This is a genomic window from Nonomuraea sp. NPDC049709 (assembly GCF_040674815.1).
In the GTDB taxonomy this organism is placed as follows: Bacteria; Actinomycetota; Actinomycetes; order Streptosporangiales; family Streptosporangiaceae; genus Nonomuraea.
The window spans coordinates 150559-156961 of record NZ_JBFANM010000023.1; the positions used below are offsets into that span (position 1 = coordinate 150559).

Annotated in this window: 8 protein-coding genes; 5 read left to right on the plus strand and 3 right to left on the minus strand. The window is 68.1% G+C overall.

The window, feature by feature from the left end; all coding sequences use genetic code 11:
- Positions 1-19 precede the first annotated feature (19 nt).
- From AB0J69_RS24410 to AB0J69_RS24420, 3 genes are all read left to right on the plus strand, one after another.
- The gene (locus AB0J69_RS24410; RefSeq protein ID WP_364121280.1) at positions 20-682 is read left to right on the plus strand and encodes a helix-turn-helix domain-containing protein; all 663 of its coding nucleotides are present in this window, start codon (positions 20-22) and stop codon (positions 680-682) included.
- 256 nt (positions 683-938) lie between these two features.
- Complete coding sequence (locus AB0J69_RS24415) at positions 939-1136, plus strand: hypothetical protein (RefSeq protein WP_364121283.1); 198 nt, start codon at positions 939-941, stop codon at positions 1134-1136.
- 274 nt (positions 1137-1410) lie between these two features.
- Positions 1411-1710, plus strand: a complete 300-nt coding sequence (locus AB0J69_RS24420) for a hypothetical protein (RefSeq protein WP_364121285.1) — start codon at positions 1411-1413, stop codon at positions 1708-1710.
- Between the two features lie 357 nt (positions 1711-2067).
- Here the strand turns inward: AB0J69_RS24420 and AB0J69_RS24425 are convergent, their stop codons facing one another.
- Together AB0J69_RS24425 and AB0J69_RS24430 are read right to left on the minus strand one after the other, a co-directional pair.
- Complete coding sequence (locus AB0J69_RS24425) at positions 2068-2241, minus strand: hypothetical protein (RefSeq protein ID WP_364121287.1); 174 nt, start codon at positions 2239-2241, stop codon at positions 2068-2070.
- A gap of 25 nt (positions 2242-2266) precedes the next feature.
- Positions 2267-3328: a hypothetical protein gene (locus AB0J69_RS24430; protein ID WP_364121289.1), complete on the minus strand. Its 1062-nt coding sequence runs from the start codon at positions 3326-3328 to the stop codon at positions 2267-2269.
- A gap of 337 nt (positions 3329-3665) precedes the next feature.
- Between AB0J69_RS24430 and AB0J69_RS24435 the strand changes: the two genes are divergently transcribed.
- Together AB0J69_RS24435 and AB0J69_RS24440 are read left to right on the plus strand one after the other, a co-directional pair.
- A complete protein-coding gene (locus AB0J69_RS24435; protein WP_364121292.1) occupies positions 3666-3920 on the plus strand; it encodes a helix-turn-helix transcriptional regulator in 255 nt (84 codons plus the stop codon).
- Between the two features lie 909 nt (positions 3921-4829).
- On the plus strand, positions 4830-5396 hold the full coding sequence (locus tag AB0J69_RS24440) for a hypothetical protein (RefSeq protein WP_364121294.1): 567 nt from the start codon (positions 4830-4832) through the stop codon (positions 5394-5396).
- A 153-nt stretch (positions 5397-5549) separates the two neighbouring features.
- On the opposite strand, the gene AB0J69_RS24445 is transcribed toward AB0J69_RS24440, so the two are convergent.
- The gene (locus AB0J69_RS24445) at positions 5550-6056 is read right to left on the minus strand and encodes a hypothetical protein (RefSeq protein WP_364121297.1); all 507 of its coding nucleotides are present in this window, start codon (positions 6054-6056) and stop codon (positions 5550-5552) included.
- Positions 6057-6403: the final 347 nt, after the last annotated feature.

Genomic DNA, 6403 nt, shown 5'->3' on the forward strand with positions numbered 1-6403 from the left:
TCAAGGAGATGGGTACCGGTTGACCGAGAACACGACCCGACTGCGGGCGGACGCCCGCCGCAACCGCGAGCAGATCATCATCACGGCCCGCGAGGTCTTCCTCGAGCAGGGCATCCACGCGCCGCTGGAGGAGATCGCCCGCCGCGCCGGCATCGGCATCGCCACCCTCTACCGCCGCTTCCCCGACCGCCACACGCTCGTCCAGCAGGTCGCCCTGGACAACCTGACCCTGGTCGGTGCGGAACTGGACCGCGCCACCGCCGCGCACCCCGACGCCTGGGGCGCGCTGGCGCAGCTCATACGCCGCCTGGTGGAGTTGCGGCTCAGCGTCATCATGCCGGTGCTGCTCCCCGGTCTGGAGCAGGACGCGCGCAGCGAGGGGGGAACGCTGAAGGCGCGACGCGACCAGCTCTTCAAGCAGATGGAGCAGCTCACCCGCACCGCCCAGCAGGACGGGCAGCTCCGCCAAGGCATCAACCCCATCGACATCTGGCTCGGCGTCATCAAGCTGTCCCGCCCGCTGCCCGTCATCGGTCCCGAACTGAACGAGCTGATTACTGGCCAGCAGCTGGAGCTGTTCCTCGGCAGCCTCCACGCCACGGCGCTGGACGCCTCCGAGCCGCTGCGCCGACAGCCACTGACCCTCGACGAGCTGGACCGCTACCTCAAGATGGCGGAGTAGCCAGCGCCGTTCTTCTCCTCTCTGCTGGCCATTCAGGCCCGGGGAATTGCCTGGACGAGACGCCGGCGAAGGTCTGCGGCCACACCACCAGCGCGGACGTGGACCGCAGCTGGCGGGAGTATCAGGACCCTGGTTCCCAGGAGCTCTTTGAACCCAAGTCCTGGTAGCGCCCTCCGCCGGTACTCGTCCTTCGCTTCGCGCCTGAGGACCCTTCAGAATTCACGAACCCACGGGAGATGATCCGCAGGCATGGCGTATGACGCTGCACGGTGCATACCAGGTGCTGCGGCCCGGCGGGCAGCTTATCTTCGAGACGCGCGATCCGGCGCAACGGGTGTGGGAGGAGTGGGCGGAGTGGACGCGCGAGACCACGTACCGCATCACGGACATCCCGGGCGTCGGCCACGTCGAGACGTGGGCCGAGCTGACGGACGTGAGCCTGCCGCGCTGGTGAGCTTCCGGGGGACGCACGTGTTCGCTGCGAACGGGGACGTACTGACCTCGGAATCGACACTTCGCTTCCGCGAACGTACGGAGATCGAGCGGGACTTGCACGAACACAGCTTCGTCGTCGAGGACGTACGCGACGCACCCGACCGGCCGGGCCGGGAATTCGTGTTCGTGGCGCGGCGCGATACCGCGGAGCCCGTCCCTCCCGGAATGCCCTAGGAAGCGTGCGCACCCACACAGCGCCGGACAGACGGGACTTTGAAGACATCGCCGCCAGCGTGTCCGACAGCGCCGCCGGATTACCTCTCCTGACCACAGTCGCCGCAGCTCAGCCCACCTCCAGGGCCTGGGCCGACAGCGCCTACCGCACCACCGTCATCGACGGCGCCGCCGAGGCGGGCATCGACGTCGAAGTCGTCACCCGCAACCCTGACACCAGGGGCTTCACTCCGCTGCCCCGCCGCTGGGCAGCCGAGCGCACCCTCGGCCGGCTCATGCTGGGGGGCAGCCCAAGTACGAGAGAAAGGGATAGTCATGTCGCTGCGCAGACTTCCGAGGCGCGGGCGCCGCACACGTAGGCGGTCTCAACAGCACCCGATCCCGCAGCCGGTCCAACGGCAGGTCTTTACGCGGCCGCCGCGAGCAGATCACCGCGAGCAACATGCTCGCGACAATTCGTGAACCGGGATGACAACGGCATGCACGTCCGGGATTTCGTGTCGGCGGTGCTTGCTTATGGTCTGCATGGCCGGCTCCAAGCCCTTCAATGGTGGCGGTGGTCACGCCGGGTTCATGCGGCTGCCTGCGCATCGCCGCTCGTGCTGGCTCGGCCCCGTGCAGTAGTGGCGCGAAAGCTCGACAGCAGCCGTTGGATGACCCCAGACCTTGTTCCGGCGGCCTGGCAGGAGGCTACGCCGTCATCCGCATGACGTGCATTAGGCATGATGACCTGCTGCGATGCCACGACGATCGTCGTGTTCTGCCTTTCCTGCCGTCAGCTCCGACGTGCTGGCGGCGCTGAGATCATCAACATCGGCGTTGGTCAGGTGGTCCGCGGGCGCGCCGATGATCACATTGAAGAGCTCACGTGGGGCAAGGTCGGGATCCAAGGGCACGCCGCTGTCGAGGAGGTAGTCAAGCGCGCTGGCCAGGACGGGCGGCGCGACGAGGTGGCCTCGGGCGTACAGGACCCGCCACGGTGAGGGCGGCAGCGGCGGCAGCCCCCAGAGCAGGTCGTCGGGACCGTTGTCGGAGGAGACCAGGACCCCGATATCTTGCAAGAAGGCCAGCAGTTCGGCCATGGTGTCCACAGGCGGGTCGTCGCAGGCCTCGACCAGGGTGGCGAAGCCGGCGCTCCCAGGCCTGGTGGTCATCGGTGAGGTGCCGGCGCAGCACCTGGATGGCGGGCTGCTCATCGAGGTCGGATGCTGCTCCGGGGGCGGGCAGGACGAGGTCGGGAGGTCGGATGCCGTCCCAGATGCTGGATTCGAGCCATTCCTCGCCGCAGGCCCAGCGTTGCGGCGTCCGGTAGGAGGCGAGTTCAGCAAGCTCGGCGACGGTGCCGTGGGGGCAGGTCAGCAGGGCATCGATGATCTCGGCCGAGCGGGGGCACAACATCGGCCAGCCGCTGTCGTGGAAGGCGAGCATCGCCTGATCGTCGCGGTCAAGCTCCAGGCCGGGACGGCCGTCGAGCGGCGCTACCTTGCGCGGCCGCACCGGGGGGCTGGGTAACTCCAGCCGGTCAGGGCGGCGGCCGTACCGGTCGGCCCAGCGCGCCGCCAGCTCCACGCGCTGCTCCTCCAAGGCGTCCTGGAGGGCTTGCATGCGCCGGTCCTGGGCGGCACGCAGGATGTCGCGGCGCTGTCGCTCGGCGGGGGTGAGGTGGACGGCGCAGTGGGCCGAGCCGATGCCGGTGACGATCGTCTTGGTGCAGCGCTGATGCTTGAGCGTGGTGCCGGCGCATTGCGCGTCAGGCTTGGGATCGTCGCACCGGGCCGCCTCCACGTCGGCGACGATCTGCGCATCGATGGGCGGCCCGCCGATGTCCAGACCGGGCCGCACATCGGCGGGGTCGGTGCCGGCCTCGCGGGCCTGGGCGAAGATGGAGCGGCTGCGCGGTGGGCCGCTGCCCCAGGCGGGCGCGAGCGGCAGCCGGGCTTCCACGATCGCGGTGGCGTGCGCGGCGTTGAGCAGCATGTCGCTCGCTTCGGGAGTTCTTCGCTGAGGTTGAGCCGCATACCGTTGATCAGCTGCAGGGTGTTGCGGATCTCCCAAGACAGCTGGGCGGCCTGGATAAGGAGCCAAGGCGGGGGAGATGCCGCCCTGGCGGCCGTGGCGCGGCGGCGTGACGGTGCGGGGCGCAGTGGCGTTCCTGTCGTGAACGGGTCATGCGTCCTTCTTGGCGGGAGGCGTCGGCAACGGTGCACCAGGGGTGCGGTCGGATACTTGCACGTCACCGGGGCGGGCTCAGGCCCCTCTACCGGTACCAACGTTGGTACAGACCTTTGGTGATCATGCAGGCCGCCGTGGTTGAGTGCCCGAACCGATCACGCCGCGCCTGGCTGAGCTGCGCAGACAGTTCGGCCTTCGGCTGCGTGAACTTCGCGAAAGGCACGGACTCACGCAGGAGCAACTCGGCGAACGCGCCGAGGTCGACCGCAAGACGATCAACCGCATCGAGAACGGCATGTACAGCCCGCACCTGGACAAGGTGTTCCAGATCGCCGACGCGCTGAGCATCGCACCCAGGGACCTGTTCGAGTGGGATGGCGCCTCAAGCAGCCGCTAACCACGCCGCGTTGTCCCCCCATCGTGCTGCGCGCTCCGGCACACCGCACAGGTCAGCCACGTACCTGTGGGGTGGCCACCGCTTTATCCGCCTCCGCCCCAAGGGCCGCAGGCGGCCTGGAATGGAACGGCTCACCTGCCCCGAGGCGACACCGGCCCGTCGCCTCCGTGGGCTCCGTCGGCTCCGTCCACACCTGCACGCCGCCCCATCGGCCAAGGGCCGGTCCGAACCCGGACGCCGGGCGGGGCCAGGCGCGCGCAGAGGCGCTCGATGACGTGCCGCCGAGCCAGCGCCGCTGACTCCGGCTCCGTGAAGGGCTGCTCACCCCATGGTTCCCATAAACGCAAATAATTGGAGCCCATCTCTGGAGATACCTTCCAGGAAAGATTGGGTCCGCGCCGGTGCCGAACCAGATATCAAACAGTTCTCAGGCCCCTGATATTGCATATTAGACATCATCCGCGTCAACTGCCACTTTCTCCACAAGTCATATCCGTTGGTGGAGAACCGCAGGACAATGCCTTTCCATAAACACAAAGCTCAAGAGAGCACGGTGCATGCCGCGACAACGAGGGGCCGCTCGCTGGGGTCGAGGGAGAGTTGTCGGCTGGAGGTGGCGGGTCTCCGTAGACCGAAGCGCCGGTGGCCAGCGGGGCGGTGAGAGCGTGCCGCTGGCGGGCGTCGTTCTGCTTGTTGGTGGAGTGCCGCAGATAGGAGCAGCCCAAGTACGGGAGATCTGGCGACGGCGCCGAACTCGCCGCCAGCCTACGCCATGTAGAGGATAGGACAGCCGCTTGTCAAGAACTCAGGACACCAGACCAATGCGTCTTTGTGCGATGAGCCGAGGATGAGGCTCCCTCACAGTGTTCCGGGGGTCCGGACCGACACATCATCGAGGGGAACCAGCGAATGTTCAGCACCAACACGGGTCGTCGCATGCTCAGAAGCGCGAGTATGGCCCTGGGATTCGTCACCGTTCTGTTCACCGGCGCCGTGGCGCTGGCCGGACCGGCGTCGGCGGCCACCGTCACCGCGCAACTCGACAGCGGCAGGATCCTCGTCAACGGCAGCTCGGTGGACGACGGGATCGAGATCAAGCTCAACGCGACGGGCACCGTGGTGACCATCAGCAATACGCTCGGCTCGGTCGCGGCCGGCTCTGGATGCACGCAGGCCGGGGGCGAGGCGCAGTGTCCGGCCGGTGGAATCGATCGCGTCGACGTGTTCGCGGGGGACGGCCTCGACGCGATCCGCAACAACACGAACCTGCCGAGTACACTCTCCGGCGACAACGGCATCGACACCGTCAACGGCGGCTTTGGCGCCGACATCCTGTTCGGCGGTTTCGGTGACGACACGCTCAACGGCCGCGGGGGCAATGACCGCTTGATCGGCAGTATCGGCACCGACACGCTCAATGGCGGTGCCGACACCGACCGCTGCGACGGTGAAGTCGAGACCAACTGCGAGCTTTAGGCGCCCACACGACCGCCCCCGCCGGACGGACCGGCGGGGGCGGTTGCCGTTCGTCGCGGCCTCGCCTGTCCAGCATTGACCAGACAACGTCGCAGCAAGATCAACGCCGTTCGGGGTCCGTCCTGCCGTTGTTCTGGACGGCGCGACCTGTGGTCAACAGGCTGATCGGAGGTTCGCCTCGGTGCCGCGGTGCAGCCGGAACCGCGATGGCTGCTCGGGCTGCTTGTCGCTGCTCCACGAACCGTCGGGATTGGTGACTTCCAGGGTGGCGGTGATGCTGATCTCGTCTCCGCCCGCCCAGGTGGCGTCGAGGCGCTCCAGGTGGATACCAGGAGCCCGGGTGTCGGGGTGGGGGTAGCTGTCCAGGGTGAAGCGGCTGGCGTTGCGGTCGGCCACCTCGCCCGAGAGCCGGTAGTCGATGGATCGCCCCGCGGCGCACACCCTGGCTTCGCCCTCGAGGTCGTCGGAGCATCGGGAACACCTCGTCGCACGTAGCTGCATGGCCACCGGCCGCTGGTCGCCTCGCCCGAAGGACATCTCGCCATACCAGTAGCCGGGCAGCGTGGGCCGGCCGGTCAGCGACAGGGCCCACGGGCTGAACAGGACCTGCCCGAGATAGGGCAGGGCGGAGGCGACGATGACCATGATGACGACAGCCACCGCCCAGCGCCATGTCTTCGATATCCGGCGTCTGGGCATGGATGGCGCCCGGCCATCTCGCCCCTGGCCGGATCCCCATCCCGGCAGGCCGGCGCGACTCTTCATCATGGTCCGGTACCTTCCTTCCGCCCGTCGTTCGACAACGGACCTGGCAGAGGGGGTTCATCGGCGCTGGCCGAGGGTTATGTCCTTGTGGCGTCGCTGTTCATCGCGGCCTGCGTCCACCCGCTTTGGGGGCGTGGTGGCATGTGTGGGCCCTGTTGGGTCGGATCGGGCCACCACCGGCATGCGGTGGCGGCGATCGCGCCGGCTAGAGGTGCCGGCCCGAGCCGACCCGGGAGGTTTTC

Coding starts and splice junctions, on each gene's coding strand:
- AB0J69_RS24415 (WP_364121283.1), top strand. CDS start 939: ATGACGCTGCACGGTGCATACCAGGTGCTGCGGCCCGGCGGGCAGCTT.
- AB0J69_RS24430 (WP_364121289.1), bottom strand. CDS start 3,328: ATGCTGCTCAACGCCGCGCACGCCACCGCGATCGTGGAAGCCCGGCTG.
- AB0J69_RS24440 (WP_364121294.1), top strand. CDS start 4,830: ATGTTCAGCACCAACACGGGTCGTCGCATGCTCAGAAGCGCGAGTATG.